22 protein-coding genes are annotated in these 24,182 nt (G+C 70.2%); 7 read left to right on the top strand and 15 right to left on the bottom strand.

Annotation, left to right across the window (positions count from 1 at the left end; translation table 11 throughout):
* Positions 1–30: 30 nt before the first annotated feature.
* The 3 genes from AB0L56_RS00110 to AB0L56_RS00100 all read right to left on the bottom strand — a co-directional run bounded on the left by AB0L56_RS00110 (position 31) and on the right by AB0L56_RS00100 (position 2,151).
* Positions 31–1,353 carry a hypothetical protein gene (locus AB0L56_RS00110; protein WP_365417226.1) on the bottom strand — a complete coding sequence of 441 codons (1,323 nt, stop codon included), beginning with the start codon at positions 1,351–1,353 and terminating at the stop codon, positions 31–33.
* 72 nt (positions 1,354–1,425) lie between these two features.
* Entirely contained in the window at positions 1,426–1,740 is a 315-nt protein-coding gene (locus AB0L56_RS00105; RefSeq protein ID WP_365417225.1) for a hypothetical protein, read from the bottom strand.
* Positions 1,741–1,851: 111 nt separating this feature from the next.
* A complete protein-coding gene (locus AB0L56_RS00100; protein ID WP_365417223.1) occupies positions 1,852–2,151 on the bottom strand; it encodes a WXG100 family type VII secretion target in 300 nt (99 codons plus the stop codon).
* Positions 2,152–2,433: 282 nt separating this feature from the next.
* Here AB0L56_RS00100 and AB0L56_RS00095 point away from each other — a divergent pair, with 282 nt between their 5' ends.
* The gene (locus tag AB0L56_RS00095) at positions 2,434–7,032 is read left to right on the top strand and encodes an FtsK/SpoIIIE domain-containing protein (protein ID WP_365417221.1); all 4,599 of its coding nucleotides are present in this window, start codon (positions 2,434–2,436) and stop codon (positions 7,030–7,032) included.
* Between the two features lie 139 nt (positions 7,033–7,171).
* Here the strand turns inward: AB0L56_RS00095 and AB0L56_RS00090 are convergent, their stop codons facing one another.
* Positions 7,172–7,597 carry an ATP-binding protein gene (locus AB0L56_RS00090; protein ID WP_365417219.1) on the bottom strand — a complete coding sequence of 142 codons (426 nt, stop codon included), beginning with the start codon at positions 7,595–7,597 and terminating at the stop codon, positions 7,172–7,174.
* 208 nt (positions 7,598–7,805) lie between these two features.
* On the opposite strand from AB0L56_RS00090, the gene AB0L56_RS00085 reads away from it, so the two are divergent.
* Complete coding sequence (locus AB0L56_RS00085) at positions 7,806–8,657, top strand: helix-turn-helix transcriptional regulator (protein WP_365417215.1); 852 nt, start codon at positions 7,806–7,808, stop codon at positions 8,655–8,657.
* An 8-nt stretch (positions 8,658–8,665) separates the two neighbouring features.
* Complete coding sequence (locus tag AB0L56_RS00080; protein ID WP_365417212.1) at positions 8,666–8,875, top strand: DUF397 domain-containing protein; 210 nt, start codon at positions 8,666–8,668, stop codon at positions 8,873–8,875.
* A gap of 331 nt (positions 8,876–9,206) precedes the next feature.
* Here the strand turns inward: AB0L56_RS00080 and AB0L56_RS00075 are convergent, their stop codons facing one another.
* Positions 9,207–11,192 carry a protein kinase gene (locus AB0L56_RS00075; RefSeq protein ID WP_365417209.1) on the bottom strand — a complete coding sequence of 662 codons (1,986 nt, stop codon included), beginning with the start codon at positions 11,190–11,192 and terminating at the stop codon, positions 9,207–9,209.
* A 72-nt stretch (positions 11,193–11,264) separates the two neighbouring features.
* Positions 11,265–12,113: a menaquinone biosynthesis protein gene (locus tag AB0L56_RS00070; protein ID WP_361031023.1), complete on the bottom strand. Its 849-nt coding sequence runs from the start codon at positions 12,111–12,113 to the stop codon at positions 11,265–11,267.
* A gap of 305 nt (positions 12,114–12,418) precedes the next feature.
* Here AB0L56_RS00070 and AB0L56_RS00065 point away from each other — a divergent pair, with 305 nt between their 5' ends.
* Entirely contained in the window at positions 12,419–12,622 is a 204-nt protein-coding gene (locus AB0L56_RS00065; RefSeq protein WP_003992177.1) for a cold-shock protein, read from the top strand.
* 47 nt (positions 12,623–12,669) lie between these two features.
* Here AB0L56_RS00065 and AB0L56_RS00060 read toward each other — a convergent pair whose 3' ends face one another.
* Complete coding sequence (locus tag AB0L56_RS00060; RefSeq protein ID WP_365417206.1) at positions 12,670–12,921, bottom strand: hypothetical protein; 252 nt, start codon at positions 12,919–12,921, stop codon at positions 12,670–12,672.
* 131 nt (positions 12,922–13,052) lie between these two features.
* On the opposite strand from AB0L56_RS00060, the gene AB0L56_RS00055 reads away from it, so the two are divergent.
* Positions 13,053–13,706: a class I SAM-dependent methyltransferase gene (locus AB0L56_RS00055; protein WP_365417204.1), complete on the top strand. Its 654-nt coding sequence runs from the start codon at positions 13,053–13,055 to the stop codon at positions 13,704–13,706.
* A gap of 1 nt (position 13,707) precedes the next feature.
* Here the strand turns inward: AB0L56_RS00055 and AB0L56_RS00050 are convergent, their stop codons facing one another.
* Together AB0L56_RS00050 and AB0L56_RS00045 are read right to left on the bottom strand one after the other, a co-directional pair.
* Complete coding sequence (locus tag AB0L56_RS00050) at positions 13,708–15,645, bottom strand: long-chain fatty acid--CoA ligase (protein ID WP_365417201.1); 1,938 nt, start codon at positions 15,643–15,645, stop codon at positions 13,708–13,710.
* Positions 15,646–15,874: 229 nt separating this feature from the next.
* Entirely contained in the window at positions 15,875–17,161 is a 1,287-nt protein-coding gene (locus tag AB0L56_RS00045; RefSeq protein ID WP_365417199.1) for an acetyl-CoA C-acetyltransferase, read from the bottom strand.
* An 86-nt stretch (positions 17,162–17,247) separates the two neighbouring features.
* Between AB0L56_RS00045 and AB0L56_RS00040 the strand changes: the two genes are divergently transcribed.
* Together AB0L56_RS00040 and AB0L56_RS00035 are read left to right on the top strand one after the other, a co-directional pair.
* Complete coding sequence (locus tag AB0L56_RS00040) at positions 17,248–18,564, top strand: 3-oxoacyl-ACP reductase (RefSeq protein WP_365417196.1); 1,317 nt, start codon at positions 17,248–17,250, stop codon at positions 18,562–18,564.
* A gap of 6 nt (positions 18,565–18,570) precedes the next feature.
* Positions 18,571–19,437, top strand: a complete 867-nt coding sequence (locus AB0L56_RS00035) for a MaoC/PaaZ C-terminal domain-containing protein (protein ID WP_365417193.1) — start codon at positions 18,571–18,573, stop codon at positions 19,435–19,437.
* On the opposite strand, the gene AB0L56_RS00030 is transcribed toward AB0L56_RS00035, so the two are convergent.
* The 6 genes from AB0L56_RS00030 to AB0L56_RS00005 form a co-directional block, all read right to left on the bottom strand.
* On the bottom strand, positions 19,407–20,099 hold the full coding sequence (locus tag AB0L56_RS00030) for a TetR/AcrR family transcriptional regulator (protein WP_361031005.1): 693 nt from the start codon (positions 20,097–20,099) through the stop codon (positions 19,407–19,409). The two genes, AB0L56_RS00035 and AB0L56_RS00030, sit on opposite strands and share 31 nt — an antisense overlap.
* A gap of 473 nt (positions 20,100–20,572) precedes the next feature.
* Positions 20,573–21,889: a dicarboxylate/amino acid:cation symporter gene (locus AB0L56_RS00025; protein ID WP_365417190.1), complete on the bottom strand. Its 1,317-nt coding sequence runs from the start codon at positions 21,887–21,889 to the stop codon at positions 20,573–20,575.
* A 91-nt stretch (positions 21,890–21,980) separates the two neighbouring features.
* Positions 21,981–22,067, bottom strand: coding sequence for a putative leader peptide (locus AB0L56_RS00020; protein ID WP_361031367.1), 87 nt, complete (start codon positions 22,065–22,067; stop codon positions 21,981–21,983).
* Positions 22,068–22,232: 165 nt separating this feature from the next.
* Positions 22,233–22,544 (bottom strand): DUF4229 domain-containing protein, encoded by a 312-nt coding sequence (locus tag AB0L56_RS00015; RefSeq protein WP_361031364.1) that lies wholly within the window; start codon positions 22,542–22,544, stop codon positions 22,233–22,235.
* 97 nt (positions 22,545–22,641) lie between these two features.
* Entirely contained in the window at positions 22,642–23,166 is a 525-nt protein-coding gene (locus tag AB0L56_RS00010; protein ID WP_361030999.1) for a GNAT family N-acetyltransferase, read from the bottom strand.
* A gap of 16 nt (positions 23,167–23,182) precedes the next feature.
* The gene (locus tag AB0L56_RS00005) at positions 23,183–23,821 is read right to left on the bottom strand and encodes a UdgX family uracil-DNA binding protein (RefSeq protein ID WP_365417186.1); all 639 of its coding nucleotides are present in this window, start codon (positions 23,819–23,821) and stop codon (positions 23,183–23,185) included.
* Positions 23,822–24,182 lie beyond the last annotated feature (361 nt).

Below are 24,182 nucleotides of genomic sequence, written 5' to 3'. Positions count from 1 at the left end.
TCGGTCCTTTCTTGCGGATACGGACGGGGCTCAGCCGATTCCAACCATTTTCTGAAGGTTTCCGTCCAGGCCCAGCCCGCCCAGCGTAATACCGGACCCGACGACAGACAGACGGCTGGCCGTCTTGGAGATCTGATTGACGGCGTTGGCATCGAATTGCCCACCCAAAGCCGCGGTTCCCATCTTGACCGACTTCAGGTCAGAGGCGACACCGGGATCGGCCATGGAGAACGATTTCGGAAGTCCCTTGAGGGCACTTCCCCCACCGCGCAGGCCCAACTCGTTCCTGACCGCGCTCCAATTGCCGCTGCCCGGCTTCAGCGTCTTCAGGTTCTTCGCCCATGATGCCTTCGAGAAGGGTTCCGTGAACGGCTCCTTGAGCGACTTCAGGATGTCGCTCCTTCCGAGCTTGGCGTCCTTGTAGGCCGCCCGGCGAAGGTTCTTGTTGGCCCGGCTCACCTCACGTGCGGTGCGGGCGCCTCCAGCCTTGCCGAGGCGACCCAATGTCCCCTTCGCGAACTTGCCTGCGACCTTGGAAAAGCCCTTACCGACACCCATCATGAGGAAGCCGAGGGCCGCCTTGCCCACGTCCATCCAGTTAGCGTTTCCCTGGGCAACCTGAACGAGTGTGGCTACGAAATTGATGAGCGTCGCGATCATGGCTATGGCGCCCAGCACTCCGGCCAGAGCCTGCCCGATGACCGGGACCCATCCGACGAGCAGCGACAGAATTCCACATACTGTGGCGACCCAGGATGTGATCGTCGCGATGTCGTCGACCAAGGTCTCCCAGAACCCGTCCTTCAGGGAGTCATGGTTGGTGACCGCGTCCAGGGACTCGCGTGCACGCTTGGCGGCGTCGTCACGGATCCGCTTCGCGTCATTGATCTTCTCGCGTGCTGCATCGATCTCGTCACTGGCCGCGTCCCGCTTCGCCTCAAGCTCCTTGCGGTCCTTGTCGGCGTCCTCTTTCCCTCGGTCCTTCCCCGAAAGGTTGTCAATACTTTTCTGGGACGCGCTCTTTCGCTCGTCGGCGTCCTTCGCCTCCTTGAGCGCAGCATCGGCGATCTCCTGGGCACGGTTGAGGTCGGAGGCGTAGTCTCGCGGACTGGCAACGACCTTGTCCTGGTGTCCGCCGCCTACTTCCTCGACCCGCGTGCCGATCGCCGTGGCAGCGGTGTCATATCTCTTGAAGGCCGCCTCGAGTTTCTTGACATTGCCCGAGGCCTTTTCGCGGAACTCGTTGCCGGCCTTGCTGTCCCAGGCGTCCACCTCTGCGACGGCCTTCAGATTGCGGATCTGACGTTCGAGCTCGTCCGCCGTCTTGCGTAGTTGCTTGCCCAGGGACGCCATGCGGTCCGCGTCTCCGGGAATGGGGTCACTGTCCGCAACCGGATGCCAGTCGCGCGGCCTTCCCACCATCAGTCAGTTCGCCTTCTTCGGATCCTGGGCATCGCGAAGCGCCTGAGCTAGCTGATGATCGATGTCCTCGTACGCCTTGCCTGCAGCCTTGGCTATCTGGGCCAACGCGTCGACCTCCTCGGTCAGCCTCTTACGACTGAGCTTCCAGTTGTCAGCGAAGTCCTCGAACATGTCGGCCAGTTCGCCGTTGCCGAAGTCGTCCTCGTACTTGCCGCCCAGATCCTCCAGGCCGTCGAACGCCTTCTTGATATTGCCGAGCCCTTTGCCCATCTCCTTGATCACTTCAAGATCGAGCCGCTGATCGCTCTCGCCGGCCACGGCGCCCCCATCATGTCGATCTGCCGGCCCTGAGCCGGCACCGATTGCAAACAGCCCGGTGCAACGGGCAGTGCCGCCCCGTCACACCGGACCGTGTTGCCTGTGCCCGGCTCAGCCCTTGGCGGCCTTGGCCAGCTCACCGTCCAGGTCCTCGTACGCCTTCTTGGCGTTGGTGAGGAACTTGGACAGTCCCTCCAGCCCCTTGACGGTCTTCGCCGCGCCCTTGGTGAAGTCCTTGATGGACTCGTCGTAGGCGCCGGAGGCCTTCTGGGTGGTGAAGCCGTTGGCGACGAGCTCCTCGACGCCCTTCTCGATGGCCTTCAACATGTCTTCCATGTCACCCATCGCCTTGATGAGGTCGTTGGCCTTCTTCTCCATCTCGGCGTAAGTAAGGTCTGTGTCCTTGGCCATGACGCCTCTCCCTCCCGCTGCGGTAGCCGCAGGGCCTTCCCCCGTGGCTTGACTGGCGCGGTCTGCCCGGTCATCCACCGGACGTCCGCATGAGCAAAGATCTTACGGGTGGGGCTGTTTGGATGTCTGGGATGCTCGGCAATGGATGCGTGAATCAGTGCACATCCCAGACTGGTGAAGCCGTTGTGCATCCCGTTGCACAGGGGAAAGGTGGGGCGGCTAAGGTCGCTCCACTGTGTTCAGCGTTCCGGGAGCGGCCTCAGCCCAGCGAGGAGGACGAACGTGCACCTGAGTCTGACCGTCGTCGACCCGATCGGCGGGACCAGCGCCGATGTGGTGCTCGACGCCGATCCGGAGTCGTCGGTCGGCGACATCACTCGGGAGCTGGCGCGGCACGTCGGTGTTGCCCGTGGTGCGCAGATCATCCCCATCAGCGGGCATCCGGGCCCGGGCGGGGCACCGCAGGCATTCGTCGACGGCCACGCCCTCGACGCCGGCACCACCATCGCCGGCTCACCACTGCGCGAGGGCGCCGTCGTCAGCCTGCACGATCCGGTCGGCTGCGTTCTCGGCGAACCGACTGGTGTGGTGGAGTTCCGAGTGGCCGGCGGTTCCGCCGCCGGTGCCGTGCACCGGCTGGGCATCGGGCGGTACGACATCGGCAGCGGCCCGGCCGCGCACATCCGCATCGACGATCCCGAACTCGCCGCGCGCGCCGCGACATTGTCGATTCCCATGGACGGCGCCTGCGAGGTCACCCTACACGGCATCGAGAAGAAGGACAGAGCTGACAAGAAGAAGGAGAAGGAGAAGGACAGGGACAGCAACCACCCCCGGCTCGACGGCGAGGACTTCGACGGCGGCTCCTGGCCCCTGGGCTCCCAACTCGCCCTCGGCAACACGCTTCTGGAGATCGACCGCTACTCCCCGCCCAACGCTGCCCTGAAGTGGTCGGACGACGGCGCCGGGCTCGACTACAACCGGCCTCCGCGACTGCGCCCGGCGGAGCGCAAGACCCACTTTCGGCTGCCTTCTCCGCCCAGGGAGTACGAAGCCCGGCCGCTGCCCTGGCTGATGGCTCTGTTCCCGCTGGTCGGCGCGGTCGTGTCCGTCATGATCTTCGGTCGCTGGTACTACATGATCATGGCGCTGTTGAGCCCGCTCATGCTCTTCGGCAACTACTTCATGGACAAGAAGCACGGACGCAAGTCCCACGCGAAGCAGGTCAAGGAGTACAAGGAGACCAAGGAGCGGATCGAGAAGGACGCCCAGGACGCCCTGCGGCTGGAGCGACTCGACCGGCGCGGCTCCATTCCCGATCCCGCCTCCGTGCTCGCATTCGGCACCGGGCCCCGTACCCGGTTGTGGGAGCGGCGGCGCACCGACGCCGACCATCTGCTCCTTCGGGTCGGCACCGGCCGCGTGCCGTCCGAGGTCGTTCTCGACGACCCGGAGCAGGACGAGCACAAGCGACAGGTCACTTGGGAGATCGAGGACTCACCCGTCGCGCTGCCTCTTAAGGACCTCGGCATCATCGGCATCGCAGGGCCCGGCGACTCGGCACAGGCGCTCGCGAGATGGGCCGTTGCGCAGACGGCGGTCCTGCACAGCCCGATGGACGTGCAGTTCTACGTGCTCACCGAGAACCAGGCACAGCCGCGCTGGGACTGGGTCCGCTGGCTACCGCACGCCCGACCGACGAGCGGCCAGGACGTCAACGTCCTGATCGGAACGGACTCCGAGACCGTGAGCGCTCGGGTCGGTGAGCTGACCCAGTTGCTCGACGCCAGGCAGAAGGCCCTGAAGGAGAACAACCGCAGCGGTGGCGGTCCCGCCTTCTCCGACCCCGACATCGTCGTCGTATGGGACGGTTCGCGACGGCTGAGGTCGCTGCCGGGTGTCGTACGACTGCTGCGGGAAGGGCCCGCGGTCGCCATGTACGCGATCTGCCTGGACGAGGAAGAGCGCTTCCTGCCCGGCGAGTGCCAGGCCTTCGTCGTCGCCGAGCCGCTGCGCCACGACGACTCCGTCGCCGCTTCGCCCATCAACTCCGCTCAGACGTCCGCCGGCGGTTTCCCCTCCTTCCAGGCCTGGCACCAAGGCGCCCAACAGGGTCAGCAGACCGTCGGGCAGGCCCTCGAACTGCGGCTGCGCGTCGAGCAGACCGGCACCCGTAGCAGGACCGATGTACGGCCCGACCTCGTCTCTCCCACCTGGTGCGCCCGGCTGTCCCGGGCGCTGTCGCCCTTGCGTGACATCAGTGGCGAGTCCGAGGATTCCGCCCTCCCGTCCTCGAGCCGGCTCCTCGACGTGCTGCAGCTGGAGCCCCCGACGCGCGACGACATCGCCGCACGCTGGCGCATGGGCGGACAGTCCACCTTGGCGGTCATCGGTGAGTCGTACGACGGTCCCTTCGGCATCGACATCCGGCGCGACGGCCCGCACGGACTCATCGCCGGTACCACCGGTTCGGGTAAGTCGGAGCTGCTCCAGACCATCGTGGCCGCGCTCGCCGTCGCCAACACGCCCGAGAACATGACGTTCGTCCTCGTCGACTACAAGGGCGGGTCCGCCTTCAAGGACTGCGTCAAACTTCCGCACACCGTCGGCATGGTCACCGACCTCGACGCCCACCTCGTCGAACGCGCCCTGGAATCGCTGGGCGCGGAGCTGAAGCGGCGCGAGCACATCCTCGCGGCCGCCGACGCCAAGGACATCGAGGACTACCAGGATCTGGTGCGCCGGGACCCGTCCCACGCACCCGTGCCCCGGCTGCTGATCGTCATCGACGAGTTCGCGTCCATGGTCCGCGACCTGCCCGACTTCGTGACGGGTCTCGTCAACATCGCCCAGCGAGGCCGCTCCCTCGGCATTCACCTCCTGCTCGCCACGCAGCGGCCGAGTGGTGTCGTATCGCCCGAGATCCGCGCCAACACCAATCTGCGGATCGCCCTGCGCGTGACCGATGCCGGTGAGTCGACCGACGTCATCGACGCTCCCGATGCCGGTCACATCGCCAAGAGCACGCCGGGCCGCGCGTACGTCCGCCTCGGCCACGCCTCCCTCATCCCCTTCCAGTCCGGCCGCGTCGGTGGCCGCCGCCCGGGTGCCGCCGATCCGGCGGCACTCGCCCCGTGGGCCGGGCAGCTCTCCTGGCGGGACCTGGGACGGGCCGCGCTCACCAAGCCCAAGTCCGAGGTGCGAGAGGACGACGAGATCACCGATCTCAAGGTCCTGGTGGACGCCATCCGGGAGGCCAACGAGACCCTGGGCATTCCGGCCCAGCACTCTCCGTGGCTGCCCGCTCTGGACGAGTCGCTGCTGTTGAACGACATTCCCGAGGTGCACAGTCAGGGGGCGCTGCCGGCGGCTCCGTACGGCATCGCGGATCTGCCGTCCGACCAGGCCCGCCGCCCGGTGGTCGTCGACTTCACCACCTTCGGGCACCTGCTCGTCGCCGGTGGCCCACGCAGCGGCCGCTCGCAGGTATTGCGTACCATCGCGGGCTCCCTGGCCCGCAAGCTGTCGAGCGCCGACGTCCACTTGTACGGCATCGACTGCGGCAACGGCGCCCTGAACGCGCTGACTCGGCTGCCGCATTGCGGCGCGGTCGTCAGCCGTAATCAGCAGGAGCGCGTCATCCGGTTCTTCAATCGGCTCACCGGCGAACTCACCCGGCGACAGGATCTGCTGGCGGAGAAGGGCTATGCCGACATCGGGGAGCAGCGGGCCGCCGCGGCCGAGGACGAGCGGCTGCCCCACATCGTGGTCCTCCTCGACCGCTGGGAAGGCTGGCTGCCCACGCTCGGCGAATACAACCACGGTGACCTCACCGACCAGGTGATGGCGATGATGCGCGAGGGCGCGAGCGTCGGCCTGCACTTGGTGATCACCGGTGACCGCCAGCTGCTGACGGGGCGGATCTCCTCCCTCACCGAGGACAAGTACGGCCTGCGTCTCGCGGACCGCGGCGACTTCTCGTTGCTGGACATCAACGCGCGCAAGCTCCCCGAGGAGATCCCGCCCGGCCGCGGCTACGCGAGCGGGACGGCGACCGAGACCCAGTTCGCTCTGCTCGACGAGGACACCACCGGTCAGGGTCAGGCTGCCGCGCTTGTCACGATCGGCGAGGCGGCGACCGCCCGGGACGCCGGGCTGCCGCGCTCCCGCCGCCCGTTCCGCGTCGACGTCCTGCCCAGCCGGATCTCCTTCGCCGATGCCTGGGCCATGCGCGACCCCGTGACGAGCGCCTCCCCGCTGTGGGCCCTGGTGGGCGTCGGCGGTGACGAGCTCACCGCCTTCGGCCCCGATCTGGCCGAAGGCGTTCCGGCCTTCGTGATCGGCGGCCCGGCCAAGTCCGGGCGCAGCACGGTGCTGATGAACTTCGCCCGGTCGTACCTCGCTCAGGGTGTCCGTCTCGTAGTTGCCGCGCCACGCCAGTCGCCCCTGCGGGAACTCGAGGGGCGGGAAGGTGTGCTGAAGGTCTTCACCGGGCGCGACATCGACGAGGACGAGTTGGCGGAGATCGTCGAGTCGGCCACGACGGACGACCCGATCGTCGTCCTCGTCGACGACGCCGAGGTACTGGACGACTGCGATGCCGAGGACGTCTTCAAGCGCATCGTTGAGCGTGGTACCGAGGAAGGGCTCGCCGTCGTCATCGCCGGTGACGAAGAGGAAATCTGCGATGGCTTCTCCGGCTGGCAGGTCGACGCGAAGAAGGCCCGCCGCGGCGTCCTGCTGTCGCCGCAGGACTCGTCCGCAGGGGATTTGATCGGCATCCGTACGACACGAAGCATGGTCGGCGGGCCGATCGCACCGGGCAAGGGGATGCTGCACCTAGGCAGCGGAGAGCATCAGATGGTCACGACCCCCATGTAGGACGCGTTCCCGCGCCGGCTGAGCGTGGCGGGGGACTGTCACAGTCCCCCGGCCGGTCCCCTCCGTCACACCGTAGGACGTGCAGCCTCGTGGCGGAAGCGGGCCCGGAAGCCGGGCCTGGGTCGGTGTGATCAATGCGTCAGGCCGCGACGAGGTCGCACCACACATATTTGCCCTGGCTGCCGCCCCTCGCGTGAGGCTGCCAGCCCCACAGGTCCGCGCAGGCCCGCACCAGGGCCAGCCCCCGTCCCTCCTCCGCCTCGGCGAGCTGCTCCCAGCGCCCCGGCGGCTCGGGGGGTTCCGGGTCCGTGTCCCACGCGCCGATCCGCAGCACGCCGCCGGCCCAGCGCACGCGCAGCGCCGCCGGCCCCTTCGTGTGCCGTACGGAGTTGGCGACCAGCTCGGTCGCCAGCAGTTCGGCGGTGTCGACGAGGCCGATCAGGCCGTGCATCGTGAGGATGAGCCGCAGTGTGCGGCGACAGATGGTCACGGCGCGGGCGTCGTTGGGGATGGACAAGGTGTACTCCCAGGAGCCGGCGGTCTCTTCGGTACCGGTTTCGGGCATGAGTGAGCTCCACTAGGAAAAGGGATGTCGACCGGTGGCAACGCCGCTTCGACAGGCATGGCGAAACGGTGCACTTCCGACACCGTTCCGCATCGTGTGCGGAACATCACCGACGGTATTTCCTAACTTTAGGAAACTACAAGCGTCTGCCGTACTCTGAACTCGAACGAGGTACGTGAGCCGCGCACTTGAAACCAGGAGGCATGGATTGCCGCCGAAGAGACACCTCACGGCCCGCAGGGTGCGGTTGGGCACTGAACTGCGCAAACTGCGCGAGGCGATGGGCATGAAGTCGAAAGAGGTCGCGGACCTGCTCGGCGCCGACTCCGTACAGATGAGCCAGATCGAGTCCGGCGTCGCCGGGGTGAGCGAAAAGCGCGTACGTCGCCTCGCCGCTCACTACGCCTGCACGGATGAGGGGTTGATCGACGCGCTCGTCGCGATGGCCACCGACCGCACGCGTGGATGGTGGGAGGATTACCGGGGAGTACTACCTCCGGTGTTCCTGGACACCGCCGAGGTCGAGCACCATGCCACTGCCCTGCGCGAGATCGTGGTCACGCACGTTCCCGGGCTGCTTCAGACCGCCGACTACGCCCGCGCCGTGTACACCTACATGATGCCGGGCCTGCCCGAGACCGAACTCGCTCCTCGTGTGGAACACCGGATGCGACGGCGAACCGTGATCGAGGGTGACACCCCGACACCGTATGAGACGATCATCCACGAGTTCGCACTCCGGGTCCGCGTGGCCGACCGCCGGGTGGCCCAGGCGCAGCTCCGCCAGATCCTCACGCAGATCGAGGACGGTCATGCGGTGGTGCGCGTCATCCCCACCGACCAGGACGGCTTCGCCGGTGCCGACGCCTCGATGATGCACGCATGTGGCCCCGTGCCCCAACTGGACACCGTGCTCCGTGACTTCCCCACCGGGACCGCCTTCATCGACGCAGAACCTCAGCTGAATCAACTTCGAACGCTGTTCCGTAAAGTGGAGAAGGCGTCGCTGGACCCCGCAGCTTCGCTGGACTTCATCCACCAGTTGACGAAGGAATTGTGAGTCGTGCCATGACCGAGCCCCTGCACTGGCGGAAGTCCTCGTTCTCGGGCGGCGGCGACGGCAACACCTGCGTGGAGATGGCGCCAGTGCGAAACCGAGTCGCCATACGCGACTCCAAGCGCCCCGCCCACGGTCCCCTCTCCTTCCCGGCTGCCACGTTCGACGCCTTCGTCGAAGGGCTCAAGTCGGGCAGCGGGAACGGGCTCGGAACCGCGTGAGCCGGTGCCGCACCGCTGCCCGGCGCTGACCTCGGGCACCGTTTCGTTGCGGTGCATGTGGCCAGGAGAGCAGCCGTCGGCCGGACAGCAGGCGAACCCGTACCGCCAGCCCCAGCCGTGAAACGCGCTGACGCCGCCGGCCGGCGGAGTCCGGGACCGTGCAGGACACGGCAAGGCACTGACCTTCGCTTTCGAGAACACCGAAGGCGACCTGCTTTGGTGGTCATTCCTCGGGGCCAACGGCGTGACCGACGAGGTGCCGGACTCCGTCGTACGGAAGATCGCCGCCACGGTACGGCTCCACGAGGCCGCCCCGTCCGGCTCGTGAGCTCTAACCGACCTTCGACAACCGGGCCTTCGGGCGGCCGGAGGGTTTGCTGTCCGACTCGTAGACTAGGTCGTCGCCGACCGGGGTGAGACGGACGGTGTGGGCGGCCTGGTTGCAGACGTCACGGTTGGACTTGGCGCCGACGGAGGTCGTGACGAGCTGCTTCTTCGTGACCTGCTTCAGGGTCAGGACGTCGTCGCAGACGCCGCCGAAGATGTCCGTGTGCCGCAGGGTGCCCACCTGCTCGCCCACCTTCGCCTCCTTGAGCGTCACGCGGAACGTGCCGAGGGGAATGGCGATGGACTCGCGGGAGCTCGCCTGCCCCTCCCAGGTGCCGAGGTAGCCGGCGAGGACGGTGCCAGGCGGCTCCTGGGCCCCGCCTTCGGAACCCGCGTCGCCGCCGGACGAGTTGCCCGTGCCCGGCAACATGTCGAGCACGAGCACCGAACCGACGGTCACGGCCGCCAGCGCGCCCGCGACGGCGAGGGCGACCGTGCAGCTCACGCGCCGGCCCTTGCCGCCGGCCCCGGGGGAGGCGGTGGCCGCGACGGAGACGGAGAGCTTGCCGGGGCGGTGCTGTGCCGAGGGCTGGGTCGGCGGGTGGGACGTCGGGACCGAGTCCGCGGGCCCGTGCCCGTACACGGTCGGGGGCGTGTTCCCGGAGGAGGCCATGACTCCCTGCGCGTACGAGCCCGCGGCCTCCTGCGCATACGAGGTCTCGGCCACCTGCGCACCCGGCGCCGCGCGCGCGTCGGCGCCCGGCGTGGGGTGCGGACCGGCGCCCGGGGTCGCGTGCCCGCCGGACGGTGTCAAGTGCGAACCGGCCCCCGGCGTCGCGTGACCGCCGGGCGGTGTGGCGCGTGGTCCCGGGATGCCGGAGGCGTTCGGCCCCTCCGGTTCCGGCGTCACCGGTGGCGGGCCGAAGGTTCCGGTCGCCGCCGCTGCCGGGGTGTGGGCGTGCGGCGGGCCGCCGTAGCCGCCGCCCGCCGCCCCCGCGACCGACGGGCCGCCGGCCCCCGGAGGACCGTCCTCCGGCGCCTCGCCCACCGACGGCCTGCTGAATCCCACCGGGCCCGACGGCCCGTCCCCCGCCGCCTCCAGGTTCAGCAGCCGCACCGCGCTCCGGCTGACCTGTTCCACCAGGGGCCCGGGCAGCCACCCGCCCGCGACCAGGCGGGCCGCACCGCCCTCGGGGGCGAGACGGCGGGCCACCTCGGCCGGGGCCGGACGAGCGGTCGGGTCCTTGTCCAGGCAGGCCTCGGTCAGCTCTCGTACGTCGCCGTCCCACTCGCCCAGCTCGGGCGGTTCGTGCACGACCTTGTACAGCAGCGCCGCCGAGGAGTCGCCGGGGAAGGGCGGCCGGCCGGTCGCCGCGTACGCCAGGACGGCGCCCAGGGAGAAGACGTCCGCCGCGCCCGTCACGCCCTTGCCGAGGATCTGCTCGGGCGACATATAGCCGGGGGAGCCGATCGAGACGCCGGTGGAGGTCAGGGAGGCCGTGCCGTCCATGGCGCGGGCGATGCCGAAGTCGATCAGCAGGGGGCCGTCCAGGGTGAGGAGCACGTTGGACGGCTTCACGTCCCGGTGCACCAGGCCCAGTTCGTGCACCGCCGTCAGCGCCTCGGCCAGGCCCGCGCCCAGGGTCCGTACGGTGTGGGCGGGCAGGGGGCCGGCGTCGGTGACCGCCGCCGCGAGGGAGGGGCCGGCCGCGTAGGCGGTGGCGACCCACGGCACCCGGGCCTCGGGGTCGGCGTCCAGGACGGACGCCGTCCAGGCGCCGCCGACCCGGCGCGCGGCGTCGATCTCGCGGCGGAACCGGGCGCGGAACTCCTCGTCCAGCGCGAAGTGCGGGTGCACGATCTTCACCGCGACGGTACGGCCCCCGGCACTGCGGCCCAGATAGACCCGGCCCATGCCGCCGGAGCCCAGCCGGCCGAGCAGCCGGTAGGGCCCCACGACCGTGGGCTCGTCCGTTTCGAGCGGCCGCATGGCGTCCACCCCTCCCCCGTCACGCCCGTACGCCGGAACCTTCCAGCAGGGTAGTGGGCCGGGCCGTCGGCCTCACGGCTGCAGCAGATCCACCCTGACGTCCGCGGGGAACCCGGTCGTCGGTCCCACCCGGCGGGCGAACTCCGCGACCGCCTCCAGCTGCGGCGCGCCGAACCTGAAGTCGAGGGTGGTGAAGTACTGGGCCAGGGTCTGCTCGTCGAAGGCCTCCCAGCGGGCCGCCTGCTCGGCGACCTTGGCGACCTCCTCCAGGGAGAGGTTGCGGGAGGCGAGGAACGCCTCGTGCACCTTGCGGGTGATCATCGGCTCGCGTTCGGCGTAATCGCGCCGGGCCGCCCACACCGCGAAGACGAACGGCAGGCCCGTCCACTGCTTCCACAGCGCGCCCAGATCGTGCACGTCGAGTCCGTAACGGGGCCCGTCGAGCATGTTGGCGCGCAGGGCCGCGTCACCGATCAGGACGGCGGCCTCGGCCTCCTGCATCATCAGGCTCAGGTCGGGCGGGCAGGTGTAGTAGTCGGGCCGTACGCCGTACCGCTCGGCGAGGAGGAGCTGGGCCAGCCGTACGGAGGTACGGGAGGTCGACCCGAGGGCGACCCGGGCACCGTCGAGCCGGTCCAGCGGGAGCTGCGAGACGATCACGCAGGACATCACCGGGCCGTCGCAGCCGACGGCGATGTCGGGGAAGGCGACGAGCCGGTCCGCGTGCTTGAGGTACTCGACCAGGGTGATGGGCCCGATGTCGAGGTCGCCCTGCACCAGCTGCTCGCTGAGCTTCTCAGGGGTGTCCTTCGTCAGCTCGAAGTCGAGGAGCGTGCCCGTTCTCGCGAGCCCCCAGTACAGGGGCAGGCAGTTCAGGAACTGGATGTGGCCGACGCGCGGCCGGGTGCGAGGATTGTCCACATCGTGAGGCTAGCCCTCGCACGAAGCGGCGGGGCTTGCGCCCCCTCGTACGGCTTTGAACGAACCGCCGGGTGTGACGGACGGGCATGCAAACATTCGGGTGACGTGATCTTGCCCTCTCTTGCATTCCGGGGCCCTCGTGCTAGGCTCGACGCAAGTTGCAGTTTGGTTTCCCTTGCAGTACAGAGCCTGCGGAGCATGTAACCGCGGGCTCTCGTCGTTCTCAGACGGATGCAGTTGTGCGGAATGGTCTTCACACTTGCTGGTTCTGGAGCAGGGCAACCCTTTGAGCCCAAGGAGGGCTTATGGCTACCGGAACCGTGAAGTGGTTCAACGCCGAAAAGGGCTTTGGTTTCATCGCCCAGGAAGGCGGCGGCCCCGACGTCTTCGTCCACTACTCCGCGATCAACGCGAGCGGTTTCCGCTCCCTCGAGGAGAACCAGCAGGTGTCCTTCGACGTCACGCAGGGTCCGAAGGGCCCGCAGGCGGAGAACGTCACCCCGGTCTGATCCTCCGATCCGGGAACGACTAGCAGTACCCAAGGAGCCCCACGCCGTCAGGCGAACGGGGCTCCTGCCTTTTCCGTGACACGGCGCCCTGGTTGAATTCCGGGCGCATTTCTCTCGTACGCGTCTCGAATGTGCTGCAGGATCATCACGAATTGCGTGCCGGGCTCGAATGCCTCGTACGCGGGCGGAACCAGCGGAACATTTGCGCGATACGACATGTAGTCCCCCGGGCGCAGTTCCGCGCTCTCCTCTCCGGGTCCCGCCTTCACCCGTCCGGCGCTGACCACGATGTGTTCCACCGTCCCCGGAATGTGCGGCCCGGAGGCGCGCACGCCCCCCGCTTCCACCCCGACGGCGTAGCGAGCTCGTCTGTCCACATGCGTTCGGCGGGTTCCATGGGTGTCAGTGGCCGCCGGTAAGGTCACCGCCCATGACCGCTGCCGACGCCGACCACACAGTCGCCACCCGTACCTTCTACGACGCCATCGCCGAGGACTACGCCGCCCTGTTCCACGACGCCCTGGCCGCGATGCCCCTGGACCGGGCGCAGCTGGCCGGATTCGCCGAACTGGTCGGCTCGGGGGGCCGGGTTGCCGACCTGGGGTGCGGGCCCGGCCGGGTGACCGCTCATCTCGCCTCCCTCGGCCTCTCCGTCTTCGGCCTCGACCTGTCGGAAGCGATGCTCGCGATCGCCCGCCGGGAGAATCCCGGCCTGCGCTTCGAACAGGGCTCGATGCAGCGGCTGGACCTCCCCGACGGCGCCCTCGACGGCGTGGTCTCCTACTACTCCACCATTCACACCCCGCAGCACGAACTGCCCCCGATATACGCGGAGTTCCGTCGGGTGCCGGCCCCCGGGGGCCATCTGCTGCTCGCGTTCCAGTGTGGTGACGAACCCCGCCGCCACGACCGCCCCTTCGGCCGCCCGGTGTCCCTCGACTTCCGCCGGCTGCAACCGGAACGCATCGCCACGCTGCTGGAGGAGGCGGGCTTCCGCATCGTCCAGCGCACGGTGCGCGCCGCCGAACCGGATCGGGACGAGACGACACCGCACGCGTTCCTCATCGCCCGCACGCCACAGTGACCTACCCCCCGTACAGCGCCTCCACCTCTTCCGCGAAGTCCCGCAGTATCTCCCCGCGCCGCAGCTTCAGCGACGGGGTGAGGTGGCCCGCCTCCTCGGTGAAGTCCTCCGGGAGGATGGTGAAGCGGCGGATGGACTCCGGGCGGGAGAGCATCTTGTTGGCCTCGTCGATGGCCCGCTGGAGGATCGCCAGCAACTCCTCGTCGTCGGCGAGGAGCTTCGCCGGGACCGGGTGCTTGCCGTTCATCCGGCGCCAGTGGGTGATGCCGTCGGGGTCAAGGGTGATCAGGGCCGAGACGTACGGGCGGTTGTCGCCCACCACCATGACCTGGGAGATCAGCGGGTGTGAGCGCAGCCAGCTTTCCAGCGGTGCCGGGGCGACGCTCTTGCCGCCGGCCGTGATGATCAGCTCCTTCTTGCGGCCCGTGACGGTCAGATAGCCCTCGTCGTCCAGCTCGCCGAGGTCGCCCGTGGGGAGCCAGCCGTCCGGGGCGGCCGGGACGACCCCGCCCGCCTGCGCGTCCCAGTAGCCGCGCAGCACATGCTCGCCCCCGACCAGGATCTCGCCGTCCGCCGCGATGCGGATCCGGGTGCCGGGCAGCGGCCAGCCCACGGTGCCCAGGCGGGGTTTCAGCGGAGGGGTGATCGTTGACGCGCCCGTGGTCTCCGTCAGACCGTAGCCCTCGAAGATCTCGATGCCCGCGCCGGCGTAGAACGCGCCGAGACCGCGGCCGAGCGGGGATCCGCCGCAGATGGCGTAGCGGACCCGGCCGCCCATGGCGTTGCGGAGCTTGCGGAAGACCAGCGGGTCGTAGAGGGCGCGCGCCGCCTTCAGGGAGCGGGACGGGCCGGGGCCGGTGCCGGTCTGCCGGGCCTCCAGGGCCTCGCCGTAGCGCTGGGCCACGGACACCGCGCGGTCGAAGGTCGACGCCCGTCCGCCCGCTTCCGCTTTCGCCCGGGCGGTGTTGAGGACCTTCTCCAGCATGTACGGGATGGTCAGCAGACAGGTGGGCCGGAAGCTCGCCAGGTCCGGCAGCAGGTCCTCGGGCGCCAGGCTCGGCGCGTGGCCGAGGCGTATCCGGGCGCGCACACAGGCGACGGCGACCATGCGGCCGAAGACGTGGGACATCGGCAGGAAGAGCAGGACGGACGCCTCTTCACTGGTCCGGGCCCGGAAGATGGGGTAGAGCAGCTCGATGGCGTTGTCCACCTCGGCGAAGAAGTTGCCGTGGGTGAGCGCGCAGCCCTTGGGGCGGCCGGTGGTGCCGGAGGTGTAGACGAGGGTGGCGAGGGTGTCGGGGACCGACATGCCCCGGCGCACCTCCACCTCGGTGTCGGGGACATGCCCTCCCGCTTCCGCCAGGGCGTCGACGTGGCCCTTCTCCACGACCCACACCCGCCGCAGATCGGGCAGGTGCGGGAGTTCGGGGCCGATCGCGGCGGCCTGGCCGGAGGTTTCCGTGATCAGGGCGACCGCGCCGGAGTCGTGCAGGATCCAGCGGGCCTGGAAGACGGACGAGGTGGGGTAGATGGGGACGGTGACCAGTCCGGCCGCCCAGGCGGCGAAGTCGAGGACCGTCCATTCGTAGATGGTGCGGGCCATGACGGCGATCCGGTCGCCCGGCATCAGCCCCTCGGCGATCAGTCCCTTGGCGACGGCGATCACCTCGGCGGCGAACCGCGCCGCCGTCACGTCCCGCCAGCTGCCGTCCGCCGTCTTCCGGCTGAGCACCACCGCGTCCGGTTCCGCGTTCGCGTTGTCGAACGGCAGGTCGGCGAGCGAACCGTGCCGCACCGGCTTCGCGAACGGCGGTACGGACGCTTCCCGTACGACTCCGTCCAGCCGCCGGGTGTCGGGCTCGACCAGGACGGGTGCTCCGTAGACGTCGTCGTCGAGAGCGGCGGAGGAATGCGCTGCGGAGGAATGCGCGGTGGACACGGGCGGCTCCTGGGCGTGCAGTGCGTCTGCTTGATGCCACGACGTACGTGCCTCGCACGCCGAGGCGCTCACCGGTGAAGGGGACTGTCACTGGGCGGTGCGGGGATCGTACGGCGGTGACGTGGGGGCTCTGTGCCGGTACGGGGGTGGTCCGGGGCCGGGCCTGTGCAATGTCGAAGGTTACGTGAGGGTCACTCACGTATCACTCACGTACGACGTCCTGGCCGGGTCAGGGCCGTTCCAGAATCGCCGTCACGCCCTGGCCGCCCGCCGCGCAGACGGAGATCAGTCCGCGGCCGGGGGCGTCCCGTTCGGCGAGGAGCGTGGCCAGCGTGGCGACGATACGGGCGCCCGTCGCGGCGAAGGGGTGACCGGTGGCCAGGGACGAGCCGGCCACGTTCAGCCGGGTGCGGTCGACGGGCGCCAGCCCTCGCTTCTCCCAGGCGGCCAGGGTGGCCAGCACCTGGGAGGCGAACGCCTCGTGGACCTCGACCAGGTCGAAGTCCGCCATGCCGAGACCGGCCCGCTCCAGCATGCGCGGGACCGCGTACGCGGGGGCCATCAGCAGGCCGTCCTCGCCGTCGGCGACGTCCCCGTGCACGAAGTCCACGGCGGCCGTCTCGTACGCGGTCAGATACGCCAGCGGTTCCAGCCCCCGTTCCCGCGCCCACTCCTCGCTTGCCAGCAGCACCAGTGCCGCACCGTCCGTCAGCGGAGTCGAGTTGCCCGCCGTCATGGTCGGGTCGGGGTGGGCGAGGCCGAAGACGGGCTTCAGGGCGGCGAGTTTCTCCACCGTCGAGCCGGGGCGGAGGTTCTGGTCGCGGGTCAGGCCCCGGAAGGGCACCACCAGGTCCTGGAACAGGCCACGTTCGTACGCGGCCGCCAGCCGCTGATGGCTGGTGGCCGCGAGCTCGTCCTGGGCCTCGCGGGTGATGCCCCAGGCGCGGGCGGTGACCGCGGCGTGCTCGCCCATGGAGAGGCCGGTGCGTGGTTCGGCGTTGCGCGGGGTGTCGGGGACGAGGTGGCCGGGGCGCACCTTCGCCAGCGCCTTGAGGCGGGCGCCCAAGGTCTTCGCGCGCCGCGCCTCCAGCAGCACCTTCCGCAGGGTGTCGTTGACGCCGAGGGGTGCGTCGCTCGCGGTGTCGGCGCCGCCGGCGATCGCCGCCTCCGTCTGGCAGAGGGCGATCTTGTTGGCGGCGGCGATGACGGCCTGGAGTCCGGTGCCGCATGCCTGCTGGATGTCGTAGGCGGGGGTGCGGGCGTCGAGGGCTGAGCCGAGGACCGTCTCGCGGGCGAGGTTGAAGTCCCGGGCGTGCTTGAGCACCGCTCCGGCGACGAACTCGCCCACCGAGCCGGGTTCCTGGAGGTGGTAGCGCTCGACGAGGCCGTCCAGTGCGGCGGTGAGCATCTCCTGGTTGGAGGCGGTGGCGTAGGGGCCGTCGGAGCGGGCAAAGGGGACACGGCTGCCGCCGATGACCGCGACGCGCCGGACGGCAGTCGGCTTCGGGGTGCTCATCTCGACCTGCTCCTCACCGGTGACTAGGATTACCTCCGGTAACCTTACTCCAGAGTAAGCACAGCGAGACCACTTACGGAGACCCCATGGCCGACCGCTATCTGAGCTTCGCCGGCACCGCCCCCGGCCGCTTCCTGACGCGCCGCCTCGGCCTCCCCCGGCCCGCGCCGCTGCTCCGCTGGTCGGCCGACCGGCCGGTGCCGGACGGCGGTCTGCTCCACCTCACCGCGGGCACGTCCAGCCTCGACCTCGCCCCCGTACTCGCCCGCACCGGCCACGCCCCGTACGACACCACGGGCCGGCCCGCCGCCGTCGTCCTGGACGCGAGCGGGATACGGGACGTCGAGGGGCTCGCCGAGGTGCACGCGGCCCTGCACCCCGTCGTACGGTCGGTCGCCACGAGCGGCCGCATCGTGGTGCTCGGCGCCCCGCTCGACCCCGCCGACCACCATCAGGCCGCCGCCCAGCAGGCGTTGGAGGGCTTCACCCGCTCCCTGGCCAAGGAGACCGGCGGGGGCAGGACCGTGAACCTGGTCCGCCTCACCGACGCCCGCGCCGCCGCATCCACCCTCTGCTTCCTGCTCTCCCCCAAGTCGGCCTACGTCAGCGGCCAGGTGATCGAGGTCGGCGCCCACGAAACCGCCGCCCCGCACGCCTCCCACGACTCCGACCGCCCCCTGGCCGGCCGCACCGCCCTGGTGACCGGCGCCGCCCGCGGCATCGGCGAGGCGGTCGCCGAGACACTGGCCCGGGACGGCGCCAAGGTGGTGGTCCTCGACGTCCCCCAGGCCGAAGAGGACGCCCGCCGTGTCGCCGACCGGCTGGGCGGCATCGCGCTCCCGCTCGACATCACCGCCGCCGGCGCGGGCCCCCGGATCGCCAGGGCCCTCCCCGACGGCCTCGACGTACTCGTCCACAACGCGGGCATCACCCGCGACCGTCGGCTGGTCAACATGCCCGCCGACCGCTGGCGTTCGGTACTGGAGGTGAACCTGGCGAGCGTGCTGCGCACGACCGACGCGCTCCTCGCCGCCGGAGCCCTGAAGCGCGGCGGGCGGATCGTCGCCACCGCCTCCATCGCGGGCATCGCCGGAAACGCGGGCCAGACCAACTACGCCGCGAGCAAGGCCGGAATCACCGGGCTGGTCCGCTCCCTCGCCCCGCACGCGCTCGCCGGGCACGGGGTGACCGTGAACGCGGTCGCCCCCGGGTTCATCGAGACGAAGATGACGGCCGCCGTGCCGCTGCTCATCCGGGAGGCGGGACGCCGTATGAACTCCCTCGCGCAGGGCGGACTGCCCATCGACGTCGCCGAGACCACCGCCTGGCTCGCCCACCCGGCCTCCGGCGCGGTGAACGGCCAGGTCGTACGGGTCTGCGGCCAGAGCCTGCTGGGAGCGTGACACACCATGACCTCCGCACCCGCACCCACCGTCGAACTCCCCCGTCCCCCCGCCCTCGCGCCGCTCCTCACCCGCGGCGCCCTGCTGTCGCCCCTCAAGCGGCCCCACCCCGACGCCCCGCACCCCCGCACCCGGCTGGTGCTGCCCGGCCTGCGCGTCGACCCCGCCCCGCTCACCGCGTACGAACGGGTGTGCGGCTTTCCGACCGGCGAGGACGCGCTGCCGGTGACCTATCCGCACGTCCTGGGCTTCCCGCTGGCCATGCGCCTGATGAGCCGGCGGGCCTTCCCCCTGCCGCTCCTCGGACTCGTCCACACATCGATACGGATCACCCGGCACCGGGCGACACCGTCCGCCGGCACCTACGGCCTGACGGTGTACGTCGACGGACTGGCCCCCCACCGGCGCGGAACGCAGGCCACCGTCGTCACGGAGATGCGGGCCGGCGCCGATGTCGTCTGGGAGTCACACAGCACCTACCTGGCCCGGCACCGGACCACCGCCCCCGCGGCCGTGCAGGACCCCCACGACACCCACGAGGACCCCGCGCCCCTGCCCGACGTCGACGAGTGGCGCCTCGCCGGGGACGTCGGCCGGCGCTACGGCGCCGCGTCCGGCGACCGCAACCCGATCCACCTCCACCCCCTCACCGCCCGGCTCTTCGGCTTCCCCCGCGCCATCGCGCACGGCATGTGGACCGTCGCCCGCTGCCTCGCCGCCCACGGCACCCCGGACGCGACGCACATACGGGCCGACTTCAGGGCACCGGTGCTCCTGCCGGGCACGGTCACCTACGCGGCACGGGGCTCCCGCTTCGAACTGCGCGGCACCGGCGGCCGGGTTCACCTGACCGGCGAGGTCCGCCCGGCCTGAGCCCCGCCGGCACGGGTGTCGTCCTCGGGCGGGGTCCAGCGGTGCCCCGCCATCAGGTCGCCCAGCCCCGCCCAGGCGAAGTTCATCAACGTGGCCGCCGACTGCCGCGCCGTGACACCGGGGGTGGCGTTGGCCCAGTCCGCGAGCGACTCGGCGGCACCCACCAGGGCCTCCGCCAGCCCCGACACCTCACGCTCGGGAAGGTCCGGGTCCCTATGGGCCTCGCGCGCGGCATCGAGGATCAGCTGCGTCACGAACGCCACGATCTCCGCACGCATCGCGGCCACCTCGGCGGCGAACACCTCGCCATGGGTGCGCGCCTGAAGGTGCAGCACGGCCCAGCCGTCAGGATGCCGCGCGGTGTGCGTGAAGAACGCCGTCAGGCCCGACCAGAGCTGGCGGTCCGCGGGCAGCTCCGGCCGGGCACCCGCGCGCACCGCCTCGGTCAGGGCCTTCGCCTCCCGCCGGATGCACGCGGTGAACAGGTCCTCCTTGGAGTTCAGGTACAGGTACACCAACGGCTTGGACACGCCCGCCAGTTCGGCGATCTCGTCCATCGACGCGGCCATGTACCCCCGCTGCCCGAAGGTCCGTACGGCGGCGTCCAGCATCTGCTGTTCACGGACCGCACGCGGCATCCGCTTCGTCTTCACGGCACCCATGGAACACAGCGTACGGTCCGCCGCTACCGCAGGTCGTGGCCGCCGCCGTCCGCCCGGTCCGTCTCCGTCACCGTGCCGACGCCGAGGTCGACCCGCGGCCAGGGACGCCACAGGTGGTGCCGGCCCGCGTCCGGGGCTCAGGTGATGGCGCCGTGGCGGGTCGGCACCTCGTTGGTCCCCTGCTCGATCTCGACGATCGAGGAACGCCACCACCGCAGCAGCCGATCAGCAGCAGCACCGCGGCCACGACATGGGAAGGGGTGGCCAGGGCGCTGTGGGCGAGACCGGACGCACCGTAGGACTCCGGCTCGCCCGGCGTCGGCATCATGCCGAGCCACAGCGGCAGCGTCCGCCACAGGCGGCGAAGTGCAGGTGATTGCCCACCATGCGGGGGACAGGGTTAGGGGGCGCTCCCCACAACGGTCACCGGTCGGTGATTGCAGGAAGCGCCCCTCGTGCGGAATCCGGGAGGGTCAGGCGGCCACGGGGACCCGCTGGGACTCGTCGGCCGGGACGTCGTCGACCGGGGAGGCGTGGACGGAGTCGTACGCCTCGCGGTCGAGCAGCCCCTCGCGCGCGGAGACGATGACCGGGATCAGGGCCTGCCCGGCGACATTGGTCGCGGTGCGGATCATGTCCAGGATCGGGTCGATGGCGAGGAGCAGGCCCACGCCCTCCATCGGGAGGCCGAGGGTGGAGAGGGTGAGGGTCAGCATGACCGTCGCGCCGGTGAGGCCGGCCGTGGCGGCCGAGCCCACGACCGAGACGAACGCGATCAGCAGGTAGTCCCCGACGCCGAGCTGGACGTCGAAGATCTGGGCGACGAAGATCGCGGCGATGGCCGGGTAGATCGCGGCGCAGCCGTCCATCTTCGTCGTGGCGCCGAACGGGACGGCGAAGCTCGCGTACTCCTTGGGCACGCCGAGGCGCTCGGTGACCTTCTGGGTCAGCGGCATGGTGCCGACGGAGGAGCGGGAGACGAAGGCCAGCTGGATGGCGGGCCAGGCGCCCTTGAAGAACTGCACCGGGCCGGCCTTGGCGACGGTCGCCAGCAGCGCCGGGTAGACGCCGAAGAGGACGATCAGGCAGCCGACGTAGATGTCGGCGGTGAAGGTGGCGTACTTGCCGATCAGGTCCCAGCCGTAGGTGGCGATGGCGTTGCCGATGAGGCCGGCGGTGCCGAGCGGGGCGAGGCGGATGACCCACCACAGGGCCTTCTGGAGGAGTTCGAGGACGGACTCGCTCAGGGTGAGGATCGGCTGGGCCTTCTCGCCGAGCTGGAGGGCGGCGATACCGGCGACGGCGGCCATGAAGACGATCTGCAGGACGTTCAGCTCGGTGAACGGCGTGATGACGTCGGTCGGCACGATGCCGGTCAGGAAGTCGATCCAGGAGCCGGACTTCTCCGGTGCGGCGCCGTCCGCCGGGGTGAGGCCGGTTCCGGCGCCCGGGTTGGTGACCAGGCCGATGACCAGGCCGATCGCCACCGCGATCAGCGACGTGATCATGAACCAGAGGAGGGTCCGCGAGGCCAGCCGGGCCGCGTTGTTGACCTTCCGCAGGTTGGTGATGGAGACCAGGATCGCGAAGAAGACGAGCGGGGCGACGGCGAGCTTCAGCAGGCCGATGAAGGTGCCGCCGACCTTCTCCAGGGTGGTGACCAGCCAGGAGACGTCCTGGCTGCGGGCGAGCCAGCCGAGCAGGACGCCCAGGACGAGGCCGGCGAGTATCTGGGCCCAGAAGGGCGCGCGTAGGGGCAGCTTGAACTGCGTGTTCGTGGACACGGACATGCTCCGTAGTGATCCGTCCGCGGGGGACGCGTGAGGAAGGTGACGTGGATGCGGGACGCGGGATGCCGGACTCGATGCGGCGAAGGGTCGGTCAGGGACGACAGTTCGCGGCGGTGATCCGGCAGAGGTCCACATGCAGGCGCGCCACGAGCGGAACACTCCGGGGCGTGGGGAACACGGCTGCTGACTTCACCCGGATACCTTAACACCCTAGCTTTGAGATCCTCAAAGCCTTACTTTGACAGGCGTGGAGTCGAAAGCATCCTTACATCGCAAAGCGCCCCGGGTTTCCAGAGGTTTGGAAACCGGGGCGCGGACGTGCGGTGCGCGGGTGTGACGGACGTTACGAGGTCTGGCCCTGCGCCTGCCCCTGCGAGCGGGCGGTGTCGTCGGCCGTGTCCTCCATGGTGCGGTTGGCCTGGAGGCCGGCCTTGGCACGGTTCACCCGCTGCACGAGCCGCTCGGAGGCCCGGTCCCGCTCCTTGCGGAGCACCACGAAGCTGATCGGGGCCGAGAACACCAGCGCGAGCAGCACGATCCACAGGCCGTTGGAGTCGCCCAGGCCGCGCGGGGCGAGACCGGAGTAGACGAGGCCCCAGACGACCACGAGGCAGCCCACGAAGATCCCGAGGCGCATCAGCGTGTAGCGGAGCATCTCATCCACTCTTCCGTGCGTACGGTCAGATACGTCCCAAAGGGACGACGTCCAGTGAAGCACGACCGGCAGGGGATCTTTCAGCGGGGTACGGGCCTCAGGTCAGCGGCAGCAGCATGATCACGTCGTCCCGGTCGTCGCCGGGGGCCACGCGGATAGCGTCCGGGACCCGGCCGACCTCCTTGTAGCCGCAGGAGGCGTAGAACCGCTCCAGCCCGAGGCCGCCGCGGCAGGCGAGCCGTATCGCCTCCACGCCGTCGAGGGTGCGGGCGGCCTGCTCGGCGGCGGCCATCAGGTCACGGCCGTGGCCTTCGCCTTGGTGACGGGGGTGGACCATCACCGTGTAGAGCCAGATCCAGTGGGTCATCAGATGGTGGGTGTTGAGGGTGAGGAACGCCGTCGCGGCCACCCGGCCCTCGTCGTCGCGCCCGACGAGGAGACGGGAGCGCCCCTCCGCCATGGACGCGAACTGCCGCACCAGCTCGGGACGGATCTCTTCCCGCGTCACCGGCGGCACGAAGCCGACCGCCCCGCCCGCGTTGCTGACATCGGTCCACAGGTCGAGGATGCCGTCGCGCAGTGCGGGGGTGACCGCGGGATCGAGCGTAAAGGTAAGGGGCATGAGCGAATGCTACCCATTACTTGAGCGCTTGCGCAGCTACTTTCAGGTCGGCCAGCAGTCCCCGGTACGCCGCCTCGCGGTCGTCCGCCCGCAGCACCGCGGAGGGATGCACCGTGGGCACCAGCCGCTCGGGGCGCCCGTGGATCTCCTCCTCCAGCACCGTGCCGCGCACCTGCGTGACCCGGAACGAGGAGCCGAGCAGCGCCTTTCCCGCGATCGCGCCGAGCAGGACGATCAGCTCCGGCTCGACGACGGCGAGCTCGGCGGCGAGCCAGGGCGCGCATGCGGCCACCTCGCGCAGGGTGGGGGCCTTGTGGATGCGGCGCTTACGGGGCTCGGACTGGGTGAACTTGAAGTGCTTGACCGCGTTGGTGAAGTACGCGTCCGCGGGGTCCAGGCCGGCTTCCGGGAGCGCCCGCTGGAGCACACGGCCCCCGGGGCCGACGAACGGCTTGCCCTGCCGATCCTCCTGATCACCGGGCTGCTCCCCGACGAGCATCACCCGGGCGTCGGCGCTCCCGTCGCCGAAGACGGTCTGCGTGGCGTCACGGTGCAGCGGGCAGCCCCGGCAGTTGGCGGCCGCATTGCGCAGGGCGGAAAGGCCACCGCGGTCCGGCACGAAGGGCTCCGCCGTGTAGGCGTCTTCTGTCGCCATGGGGTACGAGTACCCGCGAGGGGCGGCCGGACGCGGGCCCGTGGGCGGCCGGTCGCGCAGTTCCCCGCGCCCCTGGGTGGGATCGGGTGGTCCTTGACTTGTTGCTTACCGAGTCGGGTGGTGGGTGGGCATAGGCCGGGGGTCCAGGGGGCGGCGCCCCCTGGGCGGGAGATAAAGGGGGCGGCCCCCCTTCACACGCGCCGGGTGCGGCTGGGTGGGTGGCTCGTCGCGCAGTTCCCCGCGCCCCTGGGGGCTTACCGAGTCGGGTGGTGGGTGGGCATAGGCCGGGGGTCCAGGGGGCGGAGCCCCCGGGACCGGGGGAGGTAGGGGGGGGGCCCCCCCGGTAAGCGCGCTGCAGCCC

The sequence above is a fragment of the Streptomyces sp. NPDC052079 genome, assembly GCF_040680275.1.
Classification (GTDB): domain Bacteria; phylum Actinomycetota; class Actinomycetes; order Streptomycetales; family Streptomycetaceae; genus Streptomyces.
Note: the sequence above shows the minus strand (reverse complement) of the source record. Positions and strands in the feature narration are given on the sequence as shown.

What these genes read in the sequence shown, in the direction of transcription:
- AB0L56_RS00100 (WP_365417223.1), bottom strand. Translation starts at nt 2,151, where the DNA reads ATGGCCAAGGACACAGACCTTACTTACGCCGAGATGGAGAAGAAGGCC.
- AB0L56_RS00015 (WP_361031364.1), bottom strand. Translation starts at nt 22,544, where the DNA reads ATGCTCCGCTACACGCTGATGCGCCTCGGGATCTTCGTGGGCTGCCTC.
- AB0L56_RS00045 (WP_365417199.1), bottom strand. Translation starts at nt 17,161, where the DNA reads ATGAGCACCCCGAAGCCGACTGCCGTCCGGCGCGTCGCGGTCATCGGC.
- AB0L56_RS00055 (WP_365417204.1), top strand. Translation starts at nt 13,053, where the DNA reads ATGACCGCTGCCGACGCCGACCACACAGTCGCCACCCGTACCTTCTAC.
- AB0L56_RS00005 (WP_365417186.1), bottom strand. Translation starts at nt 23,821, where the DNA reads ATGGCGACAGAAGACGCCTACACGGCGGAGCCCTTCGTGCCGGACCGC.
- AB0L56_RS00040 (WP_365417196.1), top strand. Translation starts at nt 17,248, where the DNA reads ATGGCCGACCGCTATCTGAGCTTCGCCGGCACCGCCCCCGGCCGCTTC.
- AB0L56_RS00025 (WP_365417190.1), bottom strand. Translation starts at nt 21,889, where the DNA reads ATGTCCGTGTCCACGAACACGCAGTTCAAGCTGCCCCTACGCGCGCCC.
- AB0L56_RS00035 (WP_365417193.1), top strand. Translation starts at nt 18,571, where the DNA reads ATGACCTCCGCACCCGCACCCACCGTCGAACTCCCCCGTCCCCCCGCC.
- AB0L56_RS00010 (WP_361030999.1), bottom strand. Translation starts at nt 23,166, where the DNA reads ATGCCCCTTACCTTTACGCTCGATCCCGCGGTCACCCCCGCACTGCGC.
- AB0L56_RS00110 (WP_365417226.1), bottom strand. Translation starts at nt 1,353, where the DNA reads ATGGCGTCCCTGGGCAAGCAACTACGCAAGACGGCGGACGAGCTCGAA.
- AB0L56_RS00075 (WP_365417209.1), bottom strand. Translation starts at nt 11,192, where the DNA reads ATGCGGCCGCTCGAAACGGACGAGCCCACGGTCGTGGGGCCCTACCGG.
- AB0L56_RS00080 (WP_365417212.1), top strand. Translation starts at nt 8,666, where the DNA reads ATGACCGAGCCCCTGCACTGGCGGAAGTCCTCGTTCTCGGGCGGCGGC.
- AB0L56_RS00090 (WP_365417219.1), bottom strand. Translation starts at nt 7,597, where the DNA reads ATGCCCGAAACCGGTACCGAAGAGACCGCCGGCTCCTGGGAGTACACC.
- AB0L56_RS00030 (WP_361031005.1), bottom strand. Translation starts at nt 20,099, where the DNA reads ATGGGTGCCGTGAAGACGAAGCGGATGCCGCGTGCGGTCCGTGAACAG.
- AB0L56_RS00065 (WP_003992177.1), top strand. Translation starts at nt 12,419, where the DNA reads ATGGCTACCGGAACCGTGAAGTGGTTCAACGCCGAAAAGGGCTTTGGT.